General features: G+C 71.4%; 23 protein-coding genes and 3 pseudogenes. 3 read left to right on the top strand and 23 right to left on the bottom strand.

Going from position 1 to position 23,898, the window contains the following annotated elements:
* Positions 1-12 precede the first annotated feature (12 nt).
* From JAO84_RS05310 to JAO84_RS05250, 13 genes and pseudogenes are all read right to left on the bottom strand, one after another.
* Positions 13-837, bottom strand: coding sequence for a large ATP-binding protein (locus JAO84_RS05310; protein WP_370410854.1), 825 nt, complete (start codon positions 835-837; stop codon positions 13-15).
* Positions 834-1,493, bottom strand: a complete 660-nt coding sequence (locus tag JAO84_RS05305) for a hypothetical protein (RefSeq protein ID WP_370410852.1) — start codon at positions 1,491-1,493, stop codon at positions 834-836. Before JAO84_RS05305 ends, JAO84_RS05310 begins: the two co-directional genes overlap by 4 nt.
* Positions 1,490-1,969 (bottom strand): hypothetical protein, encoded by a 480-nt coding sequence (locus tag JAO84_RS05300; RefSeq protein WP_370410850.1) that lies wholly within the window; start codon positions 1,967-1,969, stop codon positions 1,490-1,492. Before JAO84_RS05300 ends, JAO84_RS05305 begins: the two co-directional genes overlap by 4 nt.
* Complete coding sequence (locus tag JAO84_RS05295) at positions 1,966-2,751, bottom strand: glycosyl hydrolase (RefSeq protein WP_370410848.1); 786 nt, start codon at positions 2,749-2,751, stop codon at positions 1,966-1,968. Before JAO84_RS05295 ends, JAO84_RS05300 begins: the two co-directional genes overlap by 4 nt.
* Positions 2,748-3,353, bottom strand: a complete 606-nt coding sequence (locus JAO84_RS05290; protein WP_370410846.1) for a DUF4913 domain-containing protein — start codon at positions 3,351-3,353, stop codon at positions 2,748-2,750. The genes JAO84_RS05295 and JAO84_RS05290 overlap by 4 nt, the downstream gene beginning before the upstream one ends.
* Before the next feature lie 93 nt (positions 3,354-3,446).
* Positions 3,447-4,352 (bottom strand): annotated as a pseudogene (locus JAO84_RS05285) (DNA cytosine methyltransferase); the annotation flags it as partial.
* Between the two features lie 121 nt (positions 4,353-4,473).
* Positions 4,474-4,647 (bottom strand): annotated as a pseudogene (locus tag JAO84_RS05280) (DNA cytosine methyltransferase); the annotation flags it as partial.
* Between the two features lies 1 nt (position 4,648).
* Positions 4,649-5,233: a hypothetical protein gene (locus JAO84_RS05275; RefSeq protein WP_370410844.1), complete on the bottom strand. Its 585-nt coding sequence runs from the start codon at positions 5,231-5,233 to the stop codon at positions 4,649-4,651.
* A 40-nt stretch (positions 5,234-5,273) separates the two neighbouring features.
* Positions 5,274-6,446 carry a DnaB-like helicase N-terminal domain-containing protein gene (locus tag JAO84_RS05270; protein ID WP_370410842.1) on the bottom strand — a complete coding sequence of 391 codons (1,173 nt, stop codon included), beginning with the start codon at positions 6,444-6,446 and terminating at the stop codon, positions 5,274-5,276.
* On the bottom strand, positions 6,443-6,673 hold the full coding sequence (locus JAO84_RS05265; protein ID WP_370410841.1) for a hypothetical protein: 231 nt from the start codon (positions 6,671-6,673) through the stop codon (positions 6,443-6,445). Before JAO84_RS05265 ends, JAO84_RS05270 begins: the two co-directional genes overlap by 4 nt.
* Positions 6,670-8,458, bottom strand: a pseudogene (locus JAO84_RS05260) (type IV secretory system conjugative DNA transfer family protein). Before JAO84_RS05260 ends, JAO84_RS05265 begins: the two are co-directional and overlap by 4 nt.
* 92 nt (positions 8,459-8,550) lie before the next feature.
* Positions 8,551-9,597 (bottom strand): hypothetical protein, encoded by a 1,047-nt coding sequence (locus JAO84_RS05255; protein WP_370410839.1) that lies wholly within the window; start codon positions 9,595-9,597, stop codon positions 8,551-8,553.
* A gap of 366 nt (positions 9,598-9,963) precedes the next feature.
* The gene (locus tag JAO84_RS05250) at positions 9,964-10,719 is read right to left on the bottom strand and encodes a hypothetical protein (protein WP_370410837.1); all 756 of its coding nucleotides are present in this window, start codon (positions 10,717-10,719) and stop codon (positions 9,964-9,966) included.
* Positions 10,720-11,411: 692 nt separating this feature from the next.
* On the opposite strand from JAO84_RS05250, the gene JAO84_RS05245 reads away from it, so the two are divergent.
* Both JAO84_RS05245 and JAO84_RS05240 read left to right on the top strand, forming a co-directional pair.
* A complete protein-coding gene (locus tag JAO84_RS05245; protein WP_370410835.1) occupies positions 11,412-11,891 on the top strand; it encodes a hypothetical protein in 480 nt (159 codons plus the stop codon).
* Positions 11,892-12,136: 245 nt separating this feature from the next.
* Positions 12,137-12,784, top strand: coding sequence for a hypothetical protein (locus JAO84_RS05240; RefSeq protein ID WP_370410833.1), 648 nt, complete (start codon positions 12,137-12,139; stop codon positions 12,782-12,784).
* Between the two features lie 74 nt (positions 12,785-12,858).
* Here JAO84_RS05240 and JAO84_RS05235 read toward each other — a convergent pair whose 3' ends face one another.
* From JAO84_RS05235 to JAO84_RS05190, 10 genes are all read right to left on the bottom strand, one after another.
* Entirely contained in the window at positions 12,859-13,629 is a 771-nt protein-coding gene (locus JAO84_RS05235) for a hypothetical protein (RefSeq protein ID WP_370410831.1), read from the bottom strand.
* 99 nt (positions 13,630-13,728) lie between these two features.
* Positions 13,729-14,382: a hypothetical protein gene (locus JAO84_RS05230; RefSeq protein WP_370410829.1), complete on the bottom strand. Its 654-nt coding sequence runs from the start codon at positions 14,380-14,382 to the stop codon at positions 13,729-13,731.
* A 137-nt stretch (positions 14,383-14,519) separates the two neighbouring features.
* Entirely contained in the window at positions 14,520-15,218 is a 699-nt protein-coding gene (locus JAO84_RS05225) for a hypothetical protein (protein ID WP_370410827.1), read from the bottom strand.
* Between the two features lie 21 nt (positions 15,219-15,239).
* A complete protein-coding gene (locus JAO84_RS05220) occupies positions 15,240-16,745 on the bottom strand; it encodes an ATP-binding protein (protein WP_370410825.1) in 1,506 nt (501 codons plus the stop codon).
* 30 nt (positions 16,746-16,775) lie between these two features.
* The gene (locus JAO84_RS05215) at positions 16,776-17,213 is read right to left on the bottom strand and encodes a DUF6238 family protein (RefSeq protein WP_370410823.1); all 438 of its coding nucleotides are present in this window, start codon (positions 17,211-17,213) and stop codon (positions 16,776-16,778) included.
* Positions 17,214-17,253: 40 nt separating this feature from the next.
* Entirely contained in the window at positions 17,254-18,726 is a 1,473-nt protein-coding gene (locus JAO84_RS05210; protein WP_370410821.1) for an SCO6880 family protein, read from the bottom strand.
* A gap of 137 nt (positions 18,727-18,863) precedes the next feature.
* Entirely contained in the window at positions 18,864-20,246 is a 1,383-nt protein-coding gene (locus tag JAO84_RS05205; RefSeq protein WP_370410819.1) for an ATP-binding protein, read from the bottom strand.
* A gap of 27 nt (positions 20,247-20,273) precedes the next feature.
* Entirely contained in the window at positions 20,274-20,963 is a 690-nt protein-coding gene (locus tag JAO84_RS05200; RefSeq protein ID WP_370410817.1) for a hypothetical protein, read from the bottom strand.
* Entirely contained in the window at positions 20,963-21,271 is a 309-nt protein-coding gene (locus JAO84_RS05195; RefSeq protein WP_370410815.1) for a DUF6112 family protein, read from the bottom strand. Before JAO84_RS05195 ends, JAO84_RS05200 begins: the two co-directional genes overlap by 1 nt.
* Positions 21,272-21,358: 87 nt before the next feature.
* Positions 21,359-22,501 (bottom strand): C40 family peptidase, encoded by a 1,143-nt coding sequence (locus JAO84_RS05190; protein WP_370410813.1) that lies wholly within the window; start codon positions 22,499-22,501, stop codon positions 21,359-21,361.
* 563 nt (positions 22,502-23,064) lie between these two features.
* Here JAO84_RS05190 and JAO84_RS05185 point away from each other — a divergent pair.
* A complete protein-coding gene (locus JAO84_RS05185) occupies positions 23,065-23,811 on the top strand; it encodes a site-specific DNA-methyltransferase (RefSeq protein ID WP_370410811.1) in 747 nt (248 codons plus the stop codon).
* The last annotated feature ends 87 nt before the right edge of the window (positions 23,812-23,898 follow it).

Raw genomic sequence — 23,898 nt, 5'->3', positions numbered from 1 at the left:
GTCGGGATGGAGTCAGCGGGAGCGGGAGGCCGTATTGGCCGTCCAGGCGACGGGCACGGCGGCCGAGTCGGCGACGAGGCCGGGGCCGGCCGGGGCGTTGCTGCGGATGAGGGCGGCGTTCACGCGCGGCGTCGCCGTACGCGCTTCACGCAGGGCGACTTCGCCTTGCGGGGTGAGCGAGAGGAGCTGTCCGGGCCGGTACAGGCTCTCGCTGGTGTCCTGGTGCAGCAGTCCGTCGGCGACCAGCCGCTGAGCGGTCTGGGGCCAGACCTGAGGAGCGGTGTGCGGGCGTCGGCTGTCCGAGACGTAGGCGTGGCCGTAGAGCGCGCTCTGGTGGAATCGGAGGCCGCCGGCCTCGGCAGCTTCGAGAGCCCTGAGCCGGCGATCACCCGCGATGGCCCAGTCGTCGTCCCGGCCGGCACCTAGCTCCTGGTCCGCCTCGAGGGCCTTCACCGTCGAGTGCTCGGTGCCGGACTCGGGCAGAAGACGCCGGTACGCGGAGATGGCCTCGACGAGATGGTCGTAGGCCCGATCCTGCTGAGTGAGGAGGTCGCCGAGCTTCGGGATCGAACTCCGCAGGATCGCGTACGAGACGCGTGCACCGCCGAGCTTGCCGTTCCCGACGGGTTCGAGCAGCCGGAGAGCGTCCTTGGCGGCGCGCGTCACCTGGTCGTGCCGCGCATCAAGTTCGTACGCGGCCCCGATCACCCGTGTCGCGGCCCGGTACAGCGGACTGCTGGGGCGGTACGTGGTGTTGAGCGTGGTGACTTCCGAGACGCCGAGCGTCTCGGCGACGAGGTGGGGGCCGGGCTGCTCGTTCGGGTCGTAGGGGTTCACCGGGCCGTCTCCATCCGGGCGAGCAGGGAGCGGACCAGGGTGGGCAGGTTGTTCGGTCCGTCGTCGGTCCGGACGTGGTCGCTCGCCTCGTCCAGGACGTACGCGGCGTCTTCGAGCAGGCTGCTGGAGATCTCCATGCAGTCGTCGGTGATCCGGGAAGCGGCGAGCAGCGACTGGGAGAGGACCTCGACGTAGTCGTTCGGCGAGAGGCCGGCGGCCTCGGCGGCGGTCCGGATCGCCGCCAGTTCCAGCGCGCTGAACGCGAGATCGAACTCGCCGCCCTGTCCGGAATCGTCGGACGCTGCGGAGGCCAGGTTCCGGGGCTCGGAGGGGATGCCCACGCGGGTGCAGATCTGGTCGACCGAGGCGGTCAGCTCGGTGAAGGACTCGGTGAGCCAGCCCAGTGCGGCGGCGTAGGAGGCGAGGGCGAACAGGCCCGCTGGCGTGGCCGGGCGGGGTACGGCGGCCACCAGCCCTTCGAACCTGTTGTTCAGCTCACCGACCACCCGGGGTCCGGCGGACAGCGGGCCCAGTACGGGGTGCAGGTAGGAGCGGCTGGCGGCCGTCGGGTACTCGGCGGTCACGATGCTCGAGACGCTCTGCGCGGCCTCGGTGAGAAGGCCCGCGAGTTCGGTACGGGTCAGAGGAGCGGTCATCGCTGGGAAACCCTTCGGTCAGCGGAGGTCGGAGACGGAGTCACTGCTGGGGGAGGAGCCGTCGGGCCCGTCACCGGCCGGTCGGAGGCGAGCGGAGAACGGGACCGGGCGGCACGTATGCGCGCCTCGGCGGCGGAGTCGGCCTCGACGCCCTGCTGGGGGCCGGTGCGCTGGTGGGCCGCGCGGTAGACGGCGTAGTCGTGTCGGCTTCCGGCGGCGACGAGGTAGATCTCGCGCGTGTGGGTCGAGGTCGGCGGGGCTGGACGGAACTGGATGACCATCCGGTAGGCGACGGAAGGGTCGACGTAGACCTTGTGATAGCCGGCGAGACGGCCCTTCAACGGCAGGCAGTCGTCGCTTCCGTGGACCAGGTTCTGCAGCTCCAGCAGCGCCAGGTCGCGTATCTCGTCGGGTAGTTCCCGAAGGTCCGAGATGGCGTCCGGGTGCGCGGCGAAGGCGAAGCGGGCGCGGCTCACATCGGCCTCCCCTGGCTCGGGCGCCGGCCGGGCTCTGCCGACGGTGTACGAGGGGCGCCGAGGTCGGCCTTCGGCGCTGCGGAGGCACCGGCCGACCGGGCGAGGGCGATGCGGGCGACGCGGGCCCGGACGACGGCGCCGTTGTGATCGCTGTACTCCGGCGGTTCCGGCAGCGGGCCGCTGCGGTCGTCCAGCCAGGCGTGGGCGGCGCCGACGTCGGCGAAGGCGCCCTCGCGCATCGTGTACGTGTCGGCGCCCTGCCCCCACTCTTCGTGGAAGACCCGGATCGGAGCCTCGGCGGCACGGGAGTCGCGGGTCAGCGTCCACGTTTCGCTCGGGTCGAAGTCCGAGGTGTGGGTGTCGAGGACCTCGTACCGGGTGCCCGATTCCCGGATCTGCCGTTCGACCTGGACCGTGAGGTCGTCGGCGGGCTTCACGACGTCGCCGTAGAGCTTGGCGATCTTCTCGGGCGGGCAGCCGCGCTCGATCAGCCACGCCTGAGCGAAGGGCACCGTGGCGTGGTAGCTCGTCTCCAGGGTGAACGTGAAGCGGGTGAGATCCCGGGTGACGGCGATCGCCATGATCTCGGGCTCGCCGGGTGCTCCCCACGTAATGGACTGGTCGTGGGCGACGACGAAGCCGTGGGAGCCGTCGGGCGTGATGTGGTGCCGGGTCAGTGCCCTCAGGTCACCGGACCAGAACCGTTCCACCGCTTCCGCGGACGCGGGATCGGCGGGGGCGAGTTCGTCGAGATCGAAGTCGAAGTCGAAGCCGTCGTTCATGCCGCCACCTCCGCGTACTCGGGGGCGGGAGTGGCCAGGATCCGGTGGTTGGGGCGGGTGGGACTCGTCGTGCACGCGGCGAAGGGGCCGTCCGGGGCACGCAGGTGGGCCAGGGCCTGGTCCAGATGGTCTCGGTGCCAGGTCGAGGGACCTGCCAGGCCGGCCTCGGTGTCGGTGAGCTGCTGCCACGCGAGCCAGAGGGCGTGCAGCCGGGCGACGGCCTCCGGGTGCTCGTGCCACTGCGCGCACCACGGGCGCGTCGTGCTGATCTCCCGGCCGTACACCGGCAGGAGGAGGTGGTTCACCCAGTCGCTGAGAGAGGCGAGTTCGACGGCGTACTCCTCGCCGCCCAGGGCGAGAATGAACACCGAGGTGGGGCCGTCCGCCTCGGCTTCCGCAACGCCGTCCGTCTGCTGTTCGGCAGGGGGTACGGGATCGGGCTCGGAGCCGAGGCGTTCGAGGATGACGCCGTGGCGCCTGACCTCGGCCATGGTCTTGGCAAGAGTGCTGGCGAGGTCGTCGAGGTCCCCGTCGGAGACCCGGAACGGCTCAGGGCCGGAGCCTGATCCGGGTGCGGGGGTGGTCGGGCTGGTGTCGGACATGAGGGCGTGCTCCATCTGTGAGACGGCGACATGCCCGACAGGATCCGGAGAATCCGCGGTTTGGCCCGGCCGGGAAAACCCGGTAGGGAGCCGCTACCCGGTCGCGCAGCGCGGACAGCGCGGGAATGGCGGCGCCAACAACTGAAGTGCCTGGGTGGCCTGTTGGGGTACGACGCCGTTGCCGAGCGCGGTGAGCTGCGCCGGACGCCCGAGTCCCGGGGTGGCGGTGACCCAGCCGGCGTCGAGGCCCTGCATCCACTCGACGAAGTCGGCACGGAGCCGACCGGCCGCGTCCGTGGGCGCCGGCGCGGGGCGGGTGAGCGTCTCCCATCGGGCGATGGCGGCTGCGTACGGTCCCCATCGCCGCTCGACCCCTCGGTTTCCGGGGACGGCTCCGCCCACAGCGGCAGCACCACCGCCGACAGGGGAGGGCGCCACCCCTTCCCGGGGCGGCGGCCCGGGGTGCCCGTATCGCTGGCCCGGGGTGTGGGCAACAGCGACGCCGCCGCACTGGGCAGGGTCATGTCCCCGTTGCCGTGCCGCTGGTTGGGTGAGCCCTTGATTCCGTCCGACGCCTTCGGGGTCGGTAGCAGGAGCCACTCGACCTCGTCGGCCAAGTTCGGACCGTGACCCCCGCTCTTCCTCTTCGTGGGGTGCTGGGAGCCGCCGTTCCTGCCGATGTTGCTGGTCGGCGTCTTGAGCAGGGTCTCCGGCGGGCCAGGCCGTGAGGAAGGTCCGCTCGCGCCGGTGCGGGGCTCCGACGTCAGAGGCGCGAAGCACGAGCCACTTCGCGTCGTACCGGAGGTCGGCCAGGGATCCGAGTACGGCACCGAGTGCCCGCAGAGGAGGCTGACCTGTGGTGTCTCCCAGACACCACGGGCAGGGTGCCACGTCGCCAGGGGAACCGGCGGGGGAGGTGAGGAGGCCACGCACATTCTCGATCACTACCAAGCAGGGTCGGAGGGCCTCGACCGCACGGGCGACGTGCAGCCAGAGCCCTGAGCGGGTCTGGGCGTTGAGTCCGGCCCGGCGGCCGGCGACCGAGACGTCTTTGACAGGGGAAGCCGGCCGTCAGGACGCACACCCGGGGGACGGCCGTCCAGTCGACGGTCGTGATGTCGCCCAGGTTGGGGACGCCGGGCCAGTGGCGGGCCAGGATGCGCGAGGCGTTCGGATCGACCTCCGCGTGCCAGGCCAGGGTGCCGCCGAGAGCGGCCTGCACCCCCAGGTCGAGGCCGCCGTACCCGGAGCACAGCGACCCGATCAGCGGAGAACGGGAGACGATGGCGGGCATCTCACCGGCCCCGTACGGCCCGGGGCGCAGGAGTCGTCGCCGACGCCGATGCCGCGGGGGCAGCCGGTACGGCCCCGTACGCGGGGGAGGTGGTCCGTCCGAGGGCTGCCCGGAGCCGCCTCGACGGCGGCGAGACCGCCGTCGAGGCGGCGTGCAGCGAGTCGGCCGCCCCTCGCAGGGCCGTGTCCGCCGTCCCGAGCGCCTCGTCGATCACCCGCCCCGCCGCCTCACGGGCATCCCGCGAGTCCGGCAGGTCGTGCAGGTGCTCGGTCCGCTCCAGGAACGCGAGCTGCTCCGCCACCTCCCCGAGAGCGGATGCCGCTTCACCGGCGGGACGTACGGCGGCGGAGAAGCCGGAGACGGTCAGGGAGGTGGAGGAGCCGGGCGACTTGTCGACGGTGCGGAAGAGGACCTCGTCGCCCAGCTCGGTGAGCAGCTTGCCGAGTTCGGAGATCTGCCGGGCGACGGCGATGCTGCCGGGGAGGCGGTGAGGGTCGCCGGGGACCGGGAGCTTGCCGCGCTGGGCGTCGAAGTTCGAGGCCATGGCACGTAGGGCCAGGGCGTCGGCGAGAGGATTCGTGGTCACGATGGATCCCGTCTACGGGGAGGAAACGAGGGAAGGTGTGTCAGCTGTGGTTGCGTGAAGGCGGGCGCGCGGTGGCCGCGGCCGGCCCGGGGCGGAGCCGGTCCGGTGGAGACGGAGCGGCACGCGGGGCGCTGCGGGTGAGGGCCGCGTGCACCCGTGCCACCGGCGGCCTGCTCGGGGAAGGCTCGGGGGCGGGCGTTCGGGAGGGCGGCCTGCCGTGCGCGGTCTCCCAGCGGGCGCGGACCTCGTCGAGCGGGCCGAGCGCGTGCAGGGCATGGTTGATCAGCCGCCCCGGAGCCAGGGCCTCGTCCTCGGCCAAAGCGCGGACGGCGCGGGCGGAAGCGCCGGCGGTGCGCGTGATCGAGGAGCGCATCACCTGCCTGCCGAGCCACTCGGCGTCGCCGGCGCCCACGCCGTCACAGATGCCGGCGAACCGGTCCTCCGACAGCGTGCCGTCGGCCAGCAGCCCGCGCCGCTGGGCCTCCCACAACAGGGCGATCCGGTCGAGGGGCTCACCCCGGTGGTGCAGCGCGCCGAGGCACCGGTAGAGCTGCCCGTGGACCGGGTCGGCGAAGTCCCCCGGCCGCAGCCAGTCCACCACCTCGCCCATGGCCCCCGGCCGCTCGACGAGGACGGCCAGAAGGAACACCTCGTCCTCCGCCACCTGATCGGCCCGAGCCGGCGGAACGACGGACGGGACGGTGGCCGGAGGCGTCGCGGGCGCGACCGGTCGCGGTTCGGTGCCCCACCGCCGGGCGAGATCGGTGAGCACCCCCGCAAGGACGTCCGCGTAGTGCAGCGCTCCCTCGACCTCGCCCCGCAGCGCACCCGTGCGCGCCTCTTGGTGGAGCCGGATCGCGTGCTCGGTGACGGTGCGGTGGATCGCCCCCTCCAGCACCATCCGGCCGTACACCGGAGCGTGCGCGGGACGAGGGCAGGCCGAGATCAGGACATGGGCGTACGAGGCGGTCAGCCCCCGGACGTGGAGGTCGGCCTCGGCGACCGCGTCGGTCACCCACGACAGCGGCACCGGCTCCTCGCCCTCCACCGCGGGGTGGCCGTCGCCCCGGAGCTTGCGCAGCGCGGCGAACAGCGCCTGGTGGACGGGCCGGTAGAAGTGACCTGGCGCGAGCCACTCCAGTTTCGAGAGCTGGCCCGGGTCGAGTAGCACCGCGCCGAGGACCGCCTGCTCGGCATTCAGCAGCGGGTTCATCGACGACCTCCCCTGCCGGGGGAGGACGGCTCATCCGGCAGGGCACGCAGATCGGCGACCGCATGGTCGGCGGCGGCCACCGCCTCAGCGAAGCCGTCCAGCACGGTGGCGAAGGAGGGATCGGAGACGGGAACCGACCCGGCATCGCCGACCAGCCACCACCGGCCGTCACACAGGGCGGCCGGCGACTGCGCCAGCCGCGCGGAACGCGGCGTGGGCGCGTTCATGCCGACAGCCCGAGGTCGTCGTGGCCGACGGTCTTCGCCAGGGCCCGCTCGGTGATGGCCTTCGTGGCGCGGGCGGAGGCCGGGCCGATTACCTTGGCGGAGGGCTCCTTGTACCAGGGCCGGATGCTGAGCATGGCGATCCGCAGACCGGTGGCCAGGAGCAGCACCTTGCCCTTGGGCAGGGCGCGGATGGCGTCGGGCGGAAGGATCCGCTCGGTGCGCATGCTGACCGAGGTGGACTTGCCGCCCTCGCTCGTGGAGACCGAGACCGTCTGGACGTCGTGGTCGCCGACCTGTCGGCTGAGCCGGTCGGCGAAGTCGGCGTCGTCGATGCCCGATCCGACGATCTTGACGGTGGCGGCGGACCAGAGGGCGTCCATCCCGGCCTCGCCCCAGCACCGCTGGCCCTGCCGGTAGGACTGCAGGATCGTCATCGGGATGACGCCCCGGCTGCCCAGGTGCGAGTACAGGTCCGGGAGGTCCGAGATCCGGCAGACGTTCGCGGCCTCGTCGAGGACGCACAGGGCGGGCGGGTCGAGCCGTCCGCCGGATCGCTCGGCGACGATCACGGCCGCGCGCATCACGGCGTCGGCCGCCGCCGCGATGATCGCCGACGCGCTACCGCCGCCGTCCTTGCTCAGCAGGTACAGCGTGTCGCGGGAGGTGGCGAAGGCGAGGGGCTTGAACTCGGGGAGGTCCCTGTTCGGGGTGACCCAGGCGGCGACCTCCGGGTCGAGCAGACAGCTCGCGTACTGCCTCGCCGTCTCGTAGATGCCGTCGCGCGTTTCGGTCGCGCCGGAGACGGTGCCCTGCAGCTGGGCGGCGACCGCGTCGTGGCCGGCGTCGATGAGCAGGTCGACCGGGGTCCGGTCGGCGGGGGAGGCGAGCCAGGCCAGCACATCGGTGATCGGCCGCCGGTGGCTCGCGGCGGCCAGGAACAGCGCGCCGAGCGTGTTGGACGCGGCGGTGGACCAGAAGTCGGAACCGCTCGACTCGTCCACGCTCGCCGCGACGAAGTGCCCGGCCAGCCGCTTCGCACCGGCAAGGTCGCGGGCGTCGGCCAGGATGTCCCACCACATCTCGCGCGGATGGTGGGCGATCTGCTGGGGATCGAGCGCCCAGACCGTACCGACCTCCGCTCGAGCGTCCACCGTCGCGGTGAACGCGTCGTTCGCGGCCTTGTTGCTGGTGAGCAGGACCGGTCCGGGAGCCGAGAGGATCGCGGGGATCGCCAGTCCGGAGGTCTTCCCGCTGCGCGGGGCCATGATCGCGACGATCACGTCCTCCCAGGAAGCGCGGACATCAGCCCGACCCGGGTCAAGAGTGCCGAGCAGGATGCCGCGGTCGGCGGGAGCGACCTCTTTTACACTCCCGGTCGCTCAGGGAAGGGCGCAGGCTCTTCGCCTTGGCGGTGATCTCCTTGTCCAGCATCGGCGCCAGGTCGGTCTTGCGGGCGAGACCGGTCTTGGCACCGGAGCGCCAGCGCAGCCACAGCACCAGGCCGGTGGTGAGCAGGGCCAGGGTGAGCAGCCCGGGGACGACGCGGACGCCGACCAGCAGCGCGGTGGTGCTCAGGGCCGGCCACAGCACCTCGGGCTGCAGCAGGGAGTCAGTGGCACTGAACGGGGCCCACGGGCCGCTTCCGACAAGCGCGTTGGTGAGGTTGCCGGTCAGCCAGGCGAGGGAGCCGAAGGCCATGGCAGCGCCGAGGACGCCGAACAGGAGGTAGAGGAGCGCGTCGGAGCCGGTGGTCGTCGATGGCGCACTGGTGCGCGGGGAAGGCACGGGCGGTTCCTTGGGGTGTGAGCGGGCGGGGGCGGGGCGCGCTCGGCTCTCGTGCTCACGGGGCTACTCCTTACGGGTTGAGCAGGAACGTTTCAGCGAGAGCGAGGGGAGATGCGGCCCCCGGATGGAGCAGGCGTGGCGGGCGGTGGAGTGCTGGTGCCGGGGCGGGCCTTGGCCGCGATGGGCGAGGTCTGGCGGGCGGCGGCCTGACGCCGGGCGTCGGTGTCGACGGTCTCGCCGACGTAGCCGACAACCAGGTCCGGGTCGATCGCGACCCGGTACCCCAGATCGGTCAGCTGGCCGACGGCAGCGGAAGCGGCGAACTGCCGGTCCGGGCCGACGATGTGCGATTCGAGGCTGTAGGAGGCGGGGTTGCCCGGGTCGCCGGGGGCGGCGAAGCCGCAGGAGCGCAGGACGCGGTGGGCCGATTCGGGCAGGTCGGTGCGCCCGTCGGCCCAGACCAGGCCGTCGGCCCGGGAGTAGATCTCGACGTCGGTGCCGTAGACGTCGGCCAAGTTGCCCATTGGGGATCCTTCCGGAGAACGGGGCGAGGCGGGAGGAGCGGAGGGAGCGCTTGGGGAGGGCCGACAGTCCGCTTCCGGGCTGCGGGCGCCGAGCGGTGAGGTGTGCGGGCCAGCGCCGAGAACGTCGTCGAGCAGTCCCCGTGTCCGAAGAACGTTGATCATCTTGTGGTGCCGGGAGTCGGTGTGTTCGGCCGGGCACGCGGCGACGCCGTCTTCGGCGGCCTCCAGCTGCTCCCGCACCTCTTCGAGCAGGCCGTGGGCGGCGGCCAGCCGGGTCCAGGTCTCCACGGCGGGGTTGTGGCGCGGGTCGTCGAACGCCACGCGGACGCGGGCCCAGTCGGCGGCATCGGCGACGAGTTCGGTCAGCTGGGGCAGAGCGCCGACGAGCGCGCCGTTGACCTCTTGGATGATCCCGGCCACCTCGTCGGGCGAGGCGTCCTCGGTGAGCCGGGCGATCATTCCCGGCACGGAGTACGGGTCGGCGGCGGCCGACGGGAGACGACGCACCTGAAGGGGCGGGTCGTCGAGGGGCCTTCGCCCGCTGTGGGCGAGCCGGATGTTGTGCTGCATCGCGGCGCCGATGGCCTCGCCGATGCTGGAGTAGTACTCGGGCACAGGTCCTCCTGATGGGTGGTGCTGACAGGCTGGGCCGGGTGGGAGCAGGCGCTCCCACCCGAGGAGACGAGACCGGTCTGGTGGCCGAGGCCGGAGACGGCGGGGTCACGGCGGGACCTGCAGGGCCAGGCCGCCGGCGGCAGCACGACCCGCTCGCCGACCTCGCGGAACCAGGTCACCCGGTACAGCCACGTATAGTCCGGCCCCGGGACCGTCTCCAGACTTCGGGCGGAGAGGACCCCGCTGGCCGGGGGTAGAGGATCTCGATCGCGTAGGTGGCCGTCGCGCTGGCCAGGGCGTCGGCCGCCCGCATGAGGTACGTCCGCGACAAGCCGGCGGAGAACTCGGTGGAAGAAGGCGCCCTGGTCACCGCCGAGGACCGGAGGCGTGCGGCGGACGGACAGCCGGGCGGGATTCCGCGACTTCGGTGCCGAAGGCCGTGGGAGCGACGTCGACCTTGGCCGCCGCGGGCGAGACGGCCAGGGCAACGGCCAGTGCCGCGCTTCGAGAGGCGGACAGGTCCGAGGAACGCGCCGGCAGCTCGTTCCCGGACCGGGACGGGCCGCCGACCCGAAGCAGCTCGTCCTCGGAGCCGACGAGCTCCGACTGTGCCGAGCTGACGAAGTCGGCCGCGAAGCCGAACCGGTCGGCCAACCTGTACGCCTCGTCGTCGAGGTCGCTGATGTGCTCGCCGGCGGCCTCCAGCGCTTCCCGGACACGCTCCAGGGCCCCGTGCTCGGGGTGAAGGAGCTGGTCGACCGCTTGCCGGAGGGCTTCCCCGCTTTCGGCCGACCGGATCTCGTCGGTGATCTGGAGAAGCGCGGCGCCGGCGGCGTAGGACTCCAGGGGGGTCGCCAGGGTGCTCATTCGGGCCTCGTCCAGGGAGGGAGCGAGATCGACGCCGTAGCGGGCGGCGCGGAGCATCTCGGCGGCGTGGCTGGCGATGGCGACCTGGTCGGCGACCGGCATGGTGGTGGGAAGCCGGTGGCGTCGGCCGTGCCAGTCCTCGATCTGCCGGAAGCCGGCGTGCTTGAGGATCATCGCGGACAGGTCGTCGTTGGCGCCCTTGGCCACGACGCTGCCGCTGAGTTCGGACGTGATGGTTATCGAAGGGGCGGGCACACGGGCCTCCTGGGCGCGGGGAGTCGGATCGACAGGGGAGAGGATCCGCAGAATCCGCGATTTGGCCCGGCCGGGGATCGCTGATAGAGACCGCGAGCCACACCGGGGCATCGCCATAGGCCGACGGGAAGCAAGAGACCGGTGCCCCGCCGCAGCGGGGCACCAGACGGTTAGAAGTAGGGGTTCTCGGTGGGGCGGTCGGCGTCGGTGGCGGCCTGGAGCAGCTCAGGGAGGTCGTCCGGGTCGGAGGAGCGCTGGTCGATCCACCAGCCGGCGCGGGTGACCGTGCGAGCGGACTCCTCGGTCTCCTCCCAAGCCGGCCTCGCCGGTGTCGCCTTCGACGACCAGGGCGGTGTAGACAGCAGACAGGACCTGGTGACGGCAGTGCACGCCCCAGGGGACGGCCCGCTCGGTTCCCTCCAGCGGAGGCATCCGGTACTGCTGAGACCAGGCTTCGGACGCGGCCTGCTCCTCGGCTCGCCTGGTCTCCAACCAGGCTCCCTTGTCCCGCTCGTCGGCCTCCTTGGAGGCGCGCCAGCAGGTGGTGCACTCCGCCGTCGTCGTCAGCCGACTGCTCGGATTCCACCAGTCCACCGGAGACAACTGGACCCGCGAAAGCCAGGGATTCGGTCCCGACTATGCCGCAGAAGTCAGCCGCCGGTGAGTCGAAGATCCACAGCTGATTGCCAGGCTTGGACTGCGAGAAGATCCGGAAGGCCAAGACCCTTCCGAAGACTGCCTACCAGAAGAATCTGGGCAGCCAGCGACGGCAGGCCCCAGAGGGCTTCAAGCCTTTTCCAACCGTAGGAATGATCTTTGCCTTCGATAGTATTTCCCCGGAAACGCTTAGCACCCACTTCGCGGAGTGGTGCAGCGAACGCGACCGTTCTGAATGCCCAGACGCCATCTGGCTGCTGGGAAAGGGATACTTCGGCTGGCTCAGCCCTGACCAGGAAGCGCTTCGGCCTTCCCTGCCGGGGACGAACCTCCACCTCGTGGACCCTGTGCCAGACGGCGACGTCATCTATCCCCTTGCCGCTTACATGAACGCTGCATTCGCTTCGGCCTGGATGCCCCCCTTTAATCTCATGGACTATGCATCCAGCGGTTTGGGAGTGAGCCGTAAGTGCTGGGTTGAAGAGGGCAACGGAGACGACGGCGAGGCGCAGTGACCAACACGGTGTGCAGCTAAGCCTCCGCTGAGCTCCGCTGCTGGGAGGGGCTCTGTTTTCAGCTATGTGAGCACTCCGCGAGGTTCGATAGTCGGGGTTACCGATGGACGCGGAGGCTTCAGTCCTGAGTCCGCAGCGAACCTTTCACTTAGGAATGGGCTGGCCCGTCTCGAGTGAAGTTGCGAGAGACGGCAAGCGCAGCGAGGCTTGGTGGGGGGAGTTTCTGCTGTTGGGAGGTACTCCTGATGGTTGACAACCACTTCGTGTTCGGCGTCGATCTCGACGGGGTGGTAGCGGACTTCTACGGCTATATGAGAACTGTCACTGCGGAGTGGCGTGACGTTGAGGTTGACGAGCTGACCCCAGAGGTCCGCTTCGGCCTCCCTGAGTGGGGACTGGCAGAAGGCGAGTACGAGCGTCTCCATCGCTTCGCGATGAAGCAGCGAGGTTTGTTCGAGAACATGGCCCCGATCAAGGGTGCTCCCCAAGCGCTCCGCCGGTTGAGTCATGAGGGCGTGCGAATCAGGATCATCACCCACCGGCTCTACCTCAAGCACTCGCACCAGGTCGCAATTAGCCAGACCGTTCAGTGGCTGGAACACCACGCGGTTCCCTACTGGGACCTGTGCTTCATGAGGGAGAAAGGCGATGTTGGGGCGGACATCTACATCGAGGATGCTCCTTCCAATATCGATGCCCTTCGAGCGGCCAAGAAGCGCGTGATCGTCTTTACGAACTCCACAAATCGTCATATCCCGGACGGACGCGGTGGTCGCGCGAACACATGGGATGAAGCTGAGCGGTTGGTGCGCAAGCGCTACTACAAATGGCTGCGGAAGCGCAGCCTTCCGCTTCCGCCTGGGCCCGGCTTGCCGCCATCCGAGGTTGAATGAGGTCGCATTCCTCAAAGCTGAATATCCGCCCTTACCGATAACAGCCATGAGAGAGGTTTCTTAAGGGAGTTGGGTCAACGGTTACGGGAGAAGGCGATGCGCGGATCGACCGGCCGGGCCGCCGCGAGGGGGGTGGCGGGAGCGGCCACCGGCCGTTTGCCCGGAAGGCCGGCGACGGTTGGGCTGGAGGCGAGCGCGGCGGCGCTGATCGAAGAGCGACGCGCACCGACCCCCTGGACGCGGTCGTGGGGTGGGGAAGGCGCCGGTGCGTCGCGGCGGTCCGCGACGTCCTGGGCGAGGCGGGGCGCCACCGCGACCCGGACACCCGAGCGGTGCAGGTCCAGCGTGGCGTCGGCGACCTTCGCCAGGGCCGCACTCCGGTCGGTGGCAGCGGGCAGCGTGTAGATGTCCAGGCGGGGGTCGTGCCGCCAGCCGTGGTCGAGCAGGGCGAGTCCGGTGAGGCCGGAGGCGCGATCGTCGAGGGCCGCGACGATGCCGAGTTGCGGGTGCTCGGCGAAGGCGACCTCGGGCTCGCCGAGTGGGACCCGGCTCGGAGCAGGCCCCGCGCTGGGAGCGAGGGAGGGATCGAACACGGCGTCCGCGTCGACTCGGAAGCCGGCGTTGCGCAGCAGCGCGACGGCCCGGGTGGCGCGACCCTGCCCGTCGCGCTGCTGGTCGGCCAGGGCATACAGGGTGGGCTCGCCCGGCACGGGGCGGAAGTCGAGCCGTTCCAGCATCCAGGTGTCGGCGGCGAGGTTCTTGGGGTTCGCGGCGACGATGCCGTGGTCGGGATGGCGGCCGACGGTGACGTCGGCGAGCAGTTCTTCGGCGGAAGTGGGCAACACGGCTGATCCATCCGGTGCAGGCTCGGTGATGGGGCGGGTTGAGGGCCGGGACGGTTCTGCTGGTGAGAGACATGCGGCGAACTCCGAGGCGGGAGAAGGTCAGCGACCAGGGGCGGTGGACGAGCGGGCAGGGGGTGTGGCGCGCGGGGGCGGTTCCGCCGCCGGGAGCGTGCGGTCCGTACGCGATCGGGCCGAGGGGGAGGGCGTGAGGGCAGCGCTCACCCGGGGAGGAACAGAGGGCGGCGGCGGAGCGGTCGGGTCTACCGGACTTCGGACCGGACCGGCTTGGGCGGCGCGCCCCTGCGGGGAGGGGTGTTGCCCGGAGCGGGGTGGCACGCCGAGCTGGTCCAGGCGTGTGTCGACGGCGGCGAGCAGGCTTGCGACGCTGCCGCCGTACGGGGCATCCGGACCGTCGGGCTCGGAGTCGTAGACCACTTCGTACACCGGGGGTCCGGCGTCCCGGTGACGGACCACCGTCCAGCTTTCGGGGAACCCGGGCTCCTCGGACGGCGGTTCCTGCGGCGGCGAGATGATCATCGAACTGCCGTCGGGGAGAGCGACGTCGACGACGTAGTCGCTGAGGCCGTACTCGACGGTGACCTCCAGGCCCCGCTGGCGGAGCGGGACGGTGAGGTGGCCGTACCCGCGATCCTGTTTCGGATCCTCGAAGGCGGCGGGCAAGGAGGAGCTGGTCCGCGCGGTGATCTGCCGTCCCTCCTGCTGGCTGGTGATCAGGGGGTTGTTCTGGTTCATGGGTTTTCTCCGTGGTGAGACGCCCCGGCGGCCGACGCTGGGGTGGGCGCGCGCCGGACCGAGCGGGGCGGGCGGTGGTGCACGAGGATCTGGTGATCGGACGGTTTGGTCCGGCCGGGACTCGGTGCTACGGGCGGTCAGCGGGATCGGCCCGGCACTGGTGGGCTGGATGCCGCCGGCGCACGGGAAGGAGCGGGCAGGGCTCCGCGAGGACCGGAGGTGGAGCGGGCGAGGGCCACGCGTGCCCGCTCGGTCCGCACGGACTGCTCGGAGTCCGCCCGGCCGACCAGATGGGTGGCGGCCCGGACAAGGGCGGGACCGCGGATGGCCAGCTCGTCGGCGTAGTGCCAGCCGTCGGCGTTCCGCTCCTCCTTCGCCCGGCCCTCGTAGAGCTGCCGGGAGCCGGGCACGGAGGCGTCCATGAGCACCAGAATCTGGTCCCACTCCCGCTGGAGCCGGCCCGCGTGTTCCAGGGTGGCGTCGATGCCGCGCAGCCAGCGCAGGTCTTCGCTGACCGGGCCCTCGACGTAGTCGGTGCTCCGGGCGGCGGCGCGAACGCCGGCCAGGACCTCGGGGCCGTGGTCGAGGAAGACCTCGACGTGCCGCCACGCCTCGGCGTCGCGTTTCACCTTGCCGTCTCCGTAGCCCTGCTCGTCGACGGGCCAGCCGTCGGTGTCGCAGAAGGAGTCCGAGACCGCGTCCCAGGCGTCGGACGCCTGCCGGATCCCGGCGGCGGCGGAGGCCAGCGCCGAGATGTGCCTCCGCCACGCCAGGTGGTCGGTGGCTGCTGGCGGCTGGTTCTCGGCCGGGGCGGGAGAGCCTGAGGGAACAGACATGATCGGTCCTCCGGACATGGTCTAGGCCGCCATGCGGGCGTCGGTGTCGAACAGTTCGCGTTCGGCCGGGTGGAGGATGTGCTGCGTGATGAAGGACCGGCCCGCGACCTTCCACAGGCCCCGGCCCTTGGTCAGGGCGGACACCGCCTGGGTCTCGACTCCGGTCAGGCCGAGCAGGGACGCGGCGGCGTCGAGCTGGTCGGGCTCCTGCCGGTAGATGATGCGGGTGGAGCAGTCGGCGAGGAGGCCCTCGGCCAGGACCCGGCCGCGCGAGCCGGCGTCGCCCGCCGAGAGCAGGTCGCTGAGCCGGTGGATGACCATGAGGTTCGCGATGCCGAGACCCCGGCTGAGTTTCCACTGGGACTGCATGCGTTCGAGCAGGCCGACGTGCCTCATCAGCCGCCACGCCTCGTCGTAGATCACCCAGCGCCGGCCCCCGTCCGGATCGGACAGAGCGCTCTCCATCCACGCTGAGGCGCAGGTCATGGCCAAGACCAGGGCGGTGTCGTCGCCGGCGCCGCCGAGGCGGGAGAGGTCGATGGACAGCATCGGCGCGGTCGGATCGAAGGCCACCGTCGAGGGGGCGTCGAACATGCCGCTCAGGTCGCCGTGGACGAGGCGGCGCAGGGCGTGCGCGACGTCCTGGGCGGCCGTCCCCAGGTGTCCGGACGGGTGGCCGAGGGCTTGGTCGAGGCGTTCGGGGGAGCCGAGGACGTGCGCGATCGCGCCGAGCAGCGGCACCGTGCCGCGGGCGGCGGCCTCGGCGACGACCAGGTCGAGGGCGAGGTCCAGGGCGGTGTGTTCCATCGGCAGCAGATCGCGCTTCAGGACCGTGCGCGCCAGGCCGGCCAGGAGCAGCAGGCGTCGCTTTCGGACCTCGCTCGCCCAGTCGTCCTCGTTGACGGAGGCGGGCCGGGCCGGGGCGTCCAGCGGGTTCAGCCGGCCCGGGAGGCCGGGGCCGAGCGCGATGCTGTAGCCGCCGAGGGCCTGCGCGACCCCGGTCCACTCGCCCTTCGGGTCGCAGGGGATGTAGATGCGGTAGCCGTGGGCGATCGACCGGGTGGCGATGGACTTCGCGAGCGCGGACTTGCCCATGCCGATGATGCCGGCGAGGACCACGTTCGGATTCGTGAAGCCCTCGATCCGGCCGCTGTTGTACAGCGAGAACGGGTCGAAACAGAACGCGGCCTCCGCGTGGACGTCGCGGCCGATGAAGACGCCTTCGGCTCCCAGACCGCCCTCGGCGACGAACGGATAGGCCCCGGAAGCGGTGGCGGTGGTCATCCGGTGGGCGGGCAGGTTGAGCTTGCCGCCGCGGGCCGCGGCCGGACCGGGACGCCCTGTCGGCGGGTAGACCGGCCGCAGTTCCGGATCGGCGGTCTCCTGGGCACGGTGCTTCGGGGGCGTTTCGGCGAGGCGGGCCTGGCGGTGGGCGTCGGCGAAACCGGCGCGGGCTGCCCGCCGCTGGATGCGCGATGCCTTGTGGGGTACGAACAGGTGGGAGGCGCTGGCGCGGGTACGGGGCATGAACGATTCTCCAGACAGGGAATGGCGGGGTCAGCGACGGGTGAGGCCGGTGAACGGGGTGTGCAGGTCGGCCGGCGTCGTACGGCGGCGGACCAGGTGCGCGGCGCGTTGGTGGCGCTGGCAGATGGTCAGCTCCGGCGCACCCTCTGGAAGGTCGGCCCGGTGCGCCTCGCCGGAGCCCGTACGGGGAGCTGCGTGGTAGGCGGCGTGGATGTGCTCGGCGGCCTGCCAGATCCGGGTGCGGGCGGCACGGAACTGGTCGCCCTCGGCCGGAACGATCTTCTCGGTACGCATGGCGTGGGCGTCGAGCAGCCCGTGCAACGAGACGAGGTGGGAGTGCAGGGCGTCCAGCTCGGCCCGGCTGGTGACGAGCGGGTCGCCGGGGAGGTTGAGCGCGCGATGGAAGTCGAGCGCGGCGGTGGCGAAGGGCACGAAGTCCTGCGCGGTCGGGCTGGCGGTGCGGGACATGCGGGTGCTCTTTCGAAGGAAGGGAGGAAGGAGGCCGCGGTCAGGCGGCAAGCGCGAGCGGCAGGGCGGCGGCGGTGAACGCCTCGGCCTGCTGCCAGGTCAGCGGCCGGAGGTCGAGCTGGGCGCCGACGGCGGCGGTCTCCACCACCGCGCACGCGGTGCGCAGCTCCTCCTCAGAGTCGGCCGACACGGTCAGCAGACCGGTCAGGGCGACATCCGCGTGCCCGGCGATGAGCTGCCGCTCGCGCGCCTTGATGTCCTGGTACTCGATCGAGTCCGCCTCGGAGTCGACCTGACCGCGCCGGGCCCGCTCGGCGGCATCGGCGATCACGCTGGCCTTCTTGCGCTGGACGTCGCGCAGGGCGGCGTCCAGTCCCTTCGGCTCGAAGGAGAGCGACAGCGTGCGCCGGACCCCGCCGGTGAACAGGAGCTGGTGCAGGAAGCCCGCGGACGTCTCCGTCCGAGGCCAGTTCTCCACCCAGTACGTGGCGTGGACGGCGGAGTCGGTCGCGATGTGGTCCGCCTTCTCCACGACCACCACCGGGCCGGCGGCGGAGGCGTCGGCCTCGGGACGGCCGGTGGCGGACCAGCGGTCCAGGGCCGCGAGGGCCTTGGGGTCGTAGGCGGTGCGGACGACGGCTGCGATCTCGCGGGCGGTGAGCCAGCCGGTCGGGTTGAGCCCGGCGGTCCGCGCGGCCTGCTCGAAGGTCGAGGTCAGCTGCGCCAGGACGCCGAAGGACCCGGTCAGGCCGCCGCCGGCCTGGTTGATCAGCCGACGCGCCGCCTTGGTGTCCAGCGACAGCGCGACGTACGCCTCGTGCGGGGCGGCGGCCGGACCGGCGCTCTGGATCAGCTCGTTGTAGATCGCGCCGGCCACCGGGGTGTCGGGGCGGCCGTGCTCCTCCCAGTAGCGGCGCAGGCTGTCGCCGGAGTCCGGGACGGTGCGCTCGATCACCTGGATGCGGGCGATCTGCCCGGTCCGGGCGAGCGCGGCCAGCGCGCGTCCCCAGCCGGAGACGTTGGCGTGCTGGGTGCCCGGGTCGAGCAGGGCGTAGGCGCGGGAGGCGACCTTGACGATGGCGGTCAGCGTGCCGTTGTGCGGGTCGTGGACCGCGCCGTACCGGCCGTCCGGGGCGGTGGCCACGCGCAGGCTGGCGGCGGTGCCGGGCAGGTGGAGCAGTCCCTCGCGGGTCGGCCGGCGCGAGGGGCGGGTGAGCCAGAGGAGCTGGCCGCGCATCCGGCGCAGCGCGTACCGGACGACGATCGGGGTCCAGTCGGCCAGGGCACGGCCCCGGTGGCGGACGAAGACGAACAGGGCGATGACGGCCCACAGGGGGATGAGCGCGAGGGCCCCGACCACGCCGCGGGCGAGGATCACGGCGAGAAGGAGAAGGCCGGTGAGTCCGGCGGCGAGGAGCTGCGGGGCGGTCAGGCCGAGCAGGACGCCGCGCCTGCTGCGGTGGGGGAACTTCACGGTGGCCGAGGGGACTTCGGCCTGGTGCTTACCGGACATGAGGGTTCCAGACGGTGGAGGTGAACGAGAGACGGGGCGGGCGGCACTCTTCTGGAGGACACGGCGGGGCTCCTTCGACGGTCGAGTCGGGAGGGGGCGGGCTGCGGAGGGGCAGCCCGCCCCCGGGGTGTGGTGGGTCAGGAACCCTCGGGCGGCTGGGTGGGGAACACCCAGGTCGTCGGCGTCGGCGAGCCGGTGGCTGACGCCGAGGGCCCGACAGGCGGCGTGGTGCCGATGTAGCTCACGCCGCTGCCCGAAGCCGACGTGCTGGTGAGATGACCGGAGCCGCCGGTAACACCCTGGACGACCGGCTGGGAACCTTCCGCTTCCCCTTCGCCGGGGCGCGTGATCAGCGGCGGGTTTCCCGGGCGCTGGATCAGAGGCCGGCCCTTGTCGCCTGGGGCGTTCGGGGCCTCGCCGTACCGAAAGCGGGTCTGCGGCTTGGGCGGTCCCGCGTCGATGCCCTCCTTGCTGAGGTTGCCGCCGGCAGGGTTGATGCCGGAGGCGACACCGTCGGCACCCGCACCGGGGACCTGGCTCGGCCCCTGGGGCGCAGGGGTTCCGGTGCCGACCCGCATCGCCAGGCTGCCGGCGGTCTTCGCCGCCCCGGCGGCGACAGCCATGCCCGCGACGCCGGTGCGGTGCACATCGTCGTGACCGCCGCCGTCGCTCGCCCAGCGGACGAACTTGTACGTGGCATACGGGCAGAGCAGCACCAGGACCATCACGACGATGCCGGCCATCGCGTCGGACAGGGCAGACAGGCCGTCGCTGGAATCGCTCTTGCCCATGGCGGAGACGCCGATCAGGAAGACCACGGTCATCAACAGCTTGGAGACGACCAGGGTAGCGGTGGCCTCGATCCAGCCGCGCCGCCAGCGCTTGGCGACCTCCCAGCCGCCGCCGGCGCCGGCGAAGACCGCGAGCGTGACCATGATCAGGACGCCGACCTTCCGGGCGACCATGACGCCCCAGTACAGGAAGGCGCCGATCGCGCACCCGAAGGCGACCAGGGCGGGAACGCCCCAGCCCAGGCCGTACATCGCCCCCAACTGATTGATCTTCACGACGCGGCGGACCGCGTCGTCGACCGAGGTGTTGGCGGCTTGGAATAGTCCGGAGGAGAGGGCGTCGACCACGGTGACGGCGACGCTGGTGAAGGCGATGGCGCAGAAACTGAACAGGACGCCGGTCATGGTGCCGACCGCGGCCTGGGCCAGGGCCCGCTCGTCGCGCCGCCAGGCCGCGAGCATCAGCTGGATGCAGAACGTCCCGACGGTCAGCGCGAGCCCGATGGGCAACAGAAGCTCGTAGTTGTCCCGGAACCAGCTGGCGTTGAGGTCGATGGCGGTCGTCTCGTTGACGGCCTTGGCGGCGAGGTCCGCCGCGCTGGCCGCCAGCTCTCCTGCCGACTTCGCGATCCACGCGCCGATGCCGTCGGTGACGGCCCCGGCCGGGTTGGTGACGAAGTCGACGGCGGTGCACACCTTGTCCATCATCGGAAGGCCGCAGACGTCCATGGGGGTACCTCCTTTCGTGAACGGGACTCAGGGCGCGACGGACGGCATGACGCCGGCCAGGGTGCAGGGCTGGTTGGGGCGGCACTGGACCGCGAGGGTGGTGGAGCGGCTCTCCGCGCCGCCGGCGGGCGAGCCCTTCCAGGCGATCGTCTGCTTGCCCGAGACCGTCACCGCGTAGATGTACGCCGTGGTGATCGCTCCCGGATCCTCCTGGAGAGCCCGGGTGAACGCGTTCGGGAAGTGCCCCTCGTTCACCGTGGCCGTGGCGAACTGGCCGTTGGCGGCCATCTCCTTCCACAGCACCGCCGAGGGGATGCCCCTGTCGACCGAGGCCGCATCGGCGTACTTCACCTCCGCCGTCAGCCACGCGCGCAGCGCACGCCGCAGCTCGGCCTGCGAGTACGCACGGGTGTCGTACGACCACAGCGCAGCCGCAGCCGCCTTCCCGAACGAGATCGGCTCGGTGGTCCTCGGAGGAACCGGCAGCGCACGGGGGCGGGGGGTCACCGTGGGCGGCCCGGACGGCGAGGGGGCCGAGGAGGAAGACGGGGACGAACTTGGCTGCGGAGGCGCGGGTTTGGCAGGGGTCCTGCTGTCGCGGGTGAGGTACGCGGCCAGGCCGGCGAGGGCGACGAGCACCACCAGGACGACGGTGCCGAGCAGCGCCCGGCGGCGCACGCGAGATGCGCCGCCGGGGTTCGAGGACCGGGAAGGCATCAGCGGACCTGCGTCCCCAGCGTGCTGAAGAACGCCACCACACCGTTTGCCGCGCCGAGCAGGAGGGCCGCGCCGGCGGACACCAGGACGCCCTTCTTTCCGTTGGCCTCGGCCTGGTGGCCGCCGGAGTGGTGACCCCAGGCCCACACGCCCGCGCTGACCGCGAGCGAACCGACCACGGCGATGAGGCCGAAGAGGTTGATGGAGCCCATCACCTGCTTGAGGACGTTCAGGCCCGGCAGTCCGCCTTCGTTCGGCTTGATTCCGGGGTCGTAGGCGAGCTGTATGACCTGATCTGCGAGATACATGATGGAACTCCAGTTTGATTCAAGGCGCGCCGAAGCCCGTGAGTGGAGCGGCGGTGCGGAGGAGAGGGGGGAAGGGGGGAGCGCCGGTCAGACGACTCGGCGGATCGCGAGAATCCCGGGCTTCCAGGCGGCGACGGTCGTGATGCGGACCACGTCACCGGTGCGCGGGGCGTGCACGATGAGGCCCTGCCCGATGGCCATGCCGACGTGCTCGGGCGAGGCGGCCGTGCCCTCGGTGAAGATCAGGTCACCCGGCCGAAGGTCGTCGGCTGATACCGGTTTGCCTTCGTTGACCTGCGTGTACGTCGTCCGGGTCAGGGTGACCCCGGCGGCCTTGTACGCCTGCTGCATCAGGGAGGAGCAGTCGCACCGGCGCATCGCCGTGTCGCCGTGGGAGTCGGTGCAGGTCCCGCCCCACTGGTACGGCGTGCCGAGCTGTCCGAGCGCCCACCGGATCGCCGTCTGGACTTCTCGCGGAGCGGTGGCGGGGATGCTGTACTCCTTGGGCAGCGCGCCGGCCGGGATGGTGCCGAAGTCGGTCCCGTCCCCTTCGGCGGTGCAGCCGCCCGCGGTGCCGGGCGAGGGACCACGGGCACCGTCCGGCGCCGGATCCGGTGACGTGCCACCGCCACCGGCCTTCGGCAGCAGGGGCTCGATGGCCTTCTGCAGCGCTGTGGCTAGCGGCTCCCACTTGGCGTACGCCTCCGGGAAGCCCGAGCGCTGCACCGCCTGGGCGGCCTGGGTGATCGATAGGGACTCCCAGCCCGAGACCTTCTTGAGCCCCTCGTAGAACTTGGTGCTGGCGTGGACGGGGTCGAGGATCTCGTTCGCCGTGCCCCAGCCCATCGACGGGCGCTGCTGGAACAACCCCAGTGAGTCGCGGTCACCCCAGGTCAGGTTCCTCAGGCCGCTCTCCTGAAGGGCGGTCGCCAGGGCCACGACCTGCCCCCGGGCCGGGACGTTCATCGCGACGCCGGTGGCCTGGATCGTCTTGGCGAAGGGGATCTGCTCGGCCGGATTGTCCAGTCCCGGAACGGAGACCGACTCCGTCCCACCCCCTGCCAGGATGGCCTTCACCTGGTCGGCGACCGCCGCGGTGTTCACGGACTGCGCGCCGCCGGTCGGGCAGGAGGCCGAAGCGGTCCCGGCACCGAAGGCGAGGACCGGCACGACCAGCAGCATCGAGCTGGCCGCGAACAGGCCGACGACGCCCTTGGTGGTCTTGTTCATCACCGCCGCCGTTCACCGGGGCGGTGGGGCCGACCGGGTGACGGCGTCGGGTCGGGGCGCGGAGGTATCAGGACATGCTGCATCGCAGCGGCTCCTCGGTGTTCGTAGGAGGCGCGGCGCCGGCTTCTCGTGCAAAGCCGCCGGCACCGCGCCGATGTGTATCCGCCTCTCGGGCGGGCCCGGTCAGGGGAGTTGGTAGCTCCCGGACACCGGTCTCAGGTCATGCGCGGCAGCCAGCCGCGCTCGTAATCTCAGGCGGTACACGAGGGCCTCCGGACGGCATCGGAAAAGTGTGGGCAACGTGCCTTCCTGCTGGCTCGATTGGACGAGGCAGCACGGATAAGCACAGGTCAGCGGGGGTGGAGCGGGGCTCGGTCCCGGTGACACGGCGAGACAGTAGACCGCGATTCCGGCCGCACCAAACGAGCCTCGGTGCCCATGCCGACCTCGTTAGGTCCGGCCGGAGAACGCCACTAACCTCCGGCACAACCCCGCTCCGGAAGAACGTCGTTGAGCGCTGCCCGGAGAGCGGACAGACCCGCTACGCCCTGAAAGAGGTCCCCATGAGCTACACGCTGCACCGAGGCGACGCCCTGACCGTCCTGAAGTCCCTCCCGGACGAGAGCGTCAACGCCGTGATCACCGACCCCCCGTACAACTCCGGCGGCCGTACGAGCTCGGAACGCACCGGACGCACCGCACGCGCCAAGTACGTCACCAGCAACAGTGCCCACGACCTCGCCGACTTCCCCGGCGAGAACCGGGACCAGCGCTCCTACCGCTCCTGGCTGACCGAACTGCTCACCGAGGCATACCGGGCCTCCACCGAGCACGCGGTCGCCATGGTCTTCTCCGACTGGCGCCAGGAACCGACCACGACCGACGCCCTGCAGATGGCCGGCTGGACCTGGAGCGGCACCATCTCCTGGATCAAGCCCTCCAGCCGGCCCCGCAAGGGAGGCCCGAAGCAGGACACCGAGTTCATCGTCTGGGGCGTCAAGGGATCCCTCGACAACACCCGCGACCTCTACCTGCCCGGCCACTACATCGCCTCCCAGCCCCGCAAGGGACGGGTACACATCACCCAGAAGCCCGTCGAGATCATGCAGCAGCTCGTACAGGTCTGCCCCGAGGGCGGCACCGTCCTCGACCCGTTCACCGGCAGTGGCTCCACGGGCGTCGCCGCCCTCCGCGAAGGCCGGCATTTCGTCGGCGTCGAACTCTCCCCGCACTACGCCGACGTCGCCGAACAGCGGCTCCGTGACGAACTCGACCAGGACGACTTCACCCTGGCCGGGCCGGAGAGCTGATCATGAGAACGAAGACCCCGAGGCCGGAGGGCCGCAGACGCCGAGGGGCGGCTGGAACATCGAGAAACCGATGCTCCAGCCGCCCTT

It is taken from the genome of Streptomyces fradiae (genome assembly GCF_041270065.1).
GTDB lineage: Bacteria > Actinomycetota > Actinomycetes > Streptomycetales > Streptomycetaceae > Streptomyces.
The sequence above is the reverse complement of the archived record's forward strand: the minus strand, read 5'-3'. Positions and strand labels throughout refer to the sequence as shown.

Bases quoted from the DNA above. Each gene is read 5' to 3' on its own strand.
- JAO84_RS05215 (WP_370410823.1), bottom strand. From the start codon at position 17,213: ATGTCCCGCACCGCCAGCCCGACCGCGCAGGACTTCGTGCCCTTCGCC.
- JAO84_RS05205 (WP_370410819.1), bottom strand. From the start codon at position 20,246: ATGGACGTCTGCGGCCTTCCGATGATGGACAAGGTGTGCACCGCCGTC.
- JAO84_RS05200 (WP_370410817.1), bottom strand. From the start codon at position 20,963: ATGCCTTCCCGGTCCTCGAACCCCGGCGGCGCATCTCGCGTGCGCCGC.
- JAO84_RS05270 (WP_370410842.1), bottom strand. From the start codon at position 6,446: ATGAACCCGCTGCTGAATGCCGAGCAGGCGGTCCTCGGCGCGGTGCTA.
- JAO84_RS05190 (WP_370410813.1), bottom strand. From the start codon at position 22,501: ATGAACAAGACCACCAAGGGCGTCGTCGGCCTGTTCGCGGCCAGCTCG.
- JAO84_RS05195 (WP_370410815.1), bottom strand. From the start codon at position 21,271: ATGTATCTCGCAGATCAGGTCATACAGCTCGCCTACGACCCCGGAATC.
- JAO84_RS05230 (WP_370410829.1), bottom strand. From the start codon at position 14,382: ATGAACCAGAACAACCCCCTGATCACCAGCCAGCAGGAGGGACGGCAG.
- JAO84_RS05220 (WP_370410825.1), bottom strand. From the start codon at position 16,745: ATGCCCCGTACCCGCGCCAGCGCCTCCCACCTGTTCGTACCCCACAAG.
- JAO84_RS05265 (WP_370410841.1), bottom strand. From the start codon at position 6,673: ATGAACGCGCCCACGCCGCGTTCCGCGCGGCTGGCGCAGTCGCCGGCC.
- JAO84_RS05290 (WP_370410846.1), bottom strand. From the start codon at position 3,353: ATGTCCGACACCAGCCCGACCACCCCCGCACCCGGATCAGGCTCCGGC.
- JAO84_RS05305 (WP_370410852.1), bottom strand. From the start codon at position 1,493: ATGACCGCTCCTCTGACCCGTACCGAACTCGCGGGCCTTCTCACCGAG.
- JAO84_RS05185 (WP_370410811.1), top strand. From the start codon at position 23,065: ATGAGCTACACGCTGCACCGAGGCGACGCCCTGACCGTCCTGAAGTCC.
- JAO84_RS05210 (WP_370410821.1), bottom strand. From the start codon at position 18,726: ATGTCCGGTAAGCACCAGGCCGAAGTCCCCTCGGCCACCGTGAAGTTC.
- JAO84_RS05240 (WP_370410833.1), top strand. From the start codon at position 12,137: ATGGTTGACAACCACTTCGTGTTCGGCGTCGATCTCGACGGGGTGGTA.
- JAO84_RS05295 (WP_370410848.1), bottom strand. From the start codon at position 2,751: ATGAACGACGGCTTCGACTTCGACTTCGATCTCGACGAACTCGCCCCC.
- JAO84_RS05225 (WP_370410827.1), bottom strand. From the start codon at position 15,218: ATGTCTGTTCCCTCAGGCTCTCCCGCCCCGGCCGAGAACCAGCCGCCA.